At 52.6% G+C, this 966-nt stretch carries 1 protein-coding gene; it reads left to right on the top strand.

Going from position 1 to position 966, the window contains the following annotated elements:
* Positions 1-835, top strand: an 835-nt coding sequence (locus IG80_RS12875; RefSeq protein WP_232224415.1) for a P-loop ATPase, Sll1717 family, incomplete at its 5' end; no start/stop codon positions are given.
* Between the last annotated feature and the right edge of the window lie 131 nt (positions 836-966).

Raw genomic sequence — 966 nt, forward strand, 5'->3', positions numbered from 1 at the left:
GGGCTCGTCCTTGGCATCGCTTTTAAATGATGCACTTGACTACGTTAAGAGGTTGCTGCGCCCTGAGGCATTCGAAGGAACCGTTCATATCGATCCGGCCACTGGTAATCCCTCTGGAGTAACCGGAAAGGTCATCCTCGCGGAACCCACCGCTCAGCAGCGGGGAGACGGCTTGATCTCTGTCGATCGGCTTTTGGAGATCGCAAATCAGGCGCTTGAAGGAAACTTTCGAATTTGGATCCTCTTAGATAGGCTCGATGTTGCGTTCTCGGATCACGTTGATTCAGAGAAGAATGCCCTGAGGGCGCTATTTCGCGCTTATCTAGACGGTTTTGATCTGGCGAATATCGGGATTAAGATTTTCTTGCGGACTGATATATGGAGAAGAATCACGGAAGAAGGCTTTCGTGAAGCAAGTCACGTGACGCGCCATTTGACCATCCAGTGGGGAGATGACGCACTTCTGAACCTTCTGGTTCGCCGAATTCTGCACAACGATCCAGTTTGTGAGCATCTTGGTGTAGATAAAGCCGAAGTCTTGGCCTCGGCTCAAAAGCAAAAAGAGGTCTTCTATAGGATTTTCCCGCCGCAGGTTGATGTTGGCCCAAACAAGCCATCCACCTTTGATTGGATGCTATCGCGTACGCGTGACGGGGCTGGCAACAATGTTCCTCGTGAATTGATTCATTTGCTCAATGAGTTGCGCGCGGTCCAGATCAGGAAGCTTGAGTTGGGTGAAGTTGCGCCAGATGGCGACCTACTTTTTTGCTCGCTCCTCTTTTTAAGGAGGCTCTGCCGGAAGTGTCGAAGGTTCGTCTGGAGCAGACTCTGCTAGCGGAGTATCCAGCGTTGCGCGGGCTTATCGAGGGGCTTCGACAAGCTAAGACCGAGCAGACCCTCGAGTCTCTGGCTGCCATTTGGCGCGTGGGTTCAGCCGATGCCAGGCAGAACGCTGAGAAGCTGCGC

The organism is Candidatus Paracaedibacter symbiosus (genome assembly GCF_000757605.1).
Taxonomy (GTDB): Bacteria; Pseudomonadota; Alphaproteobacteria; order Paracaedibacterales; family Paracaedibacteraceae; genus Paracaedibacter_A; species Paracaedibacter_A symbiosus.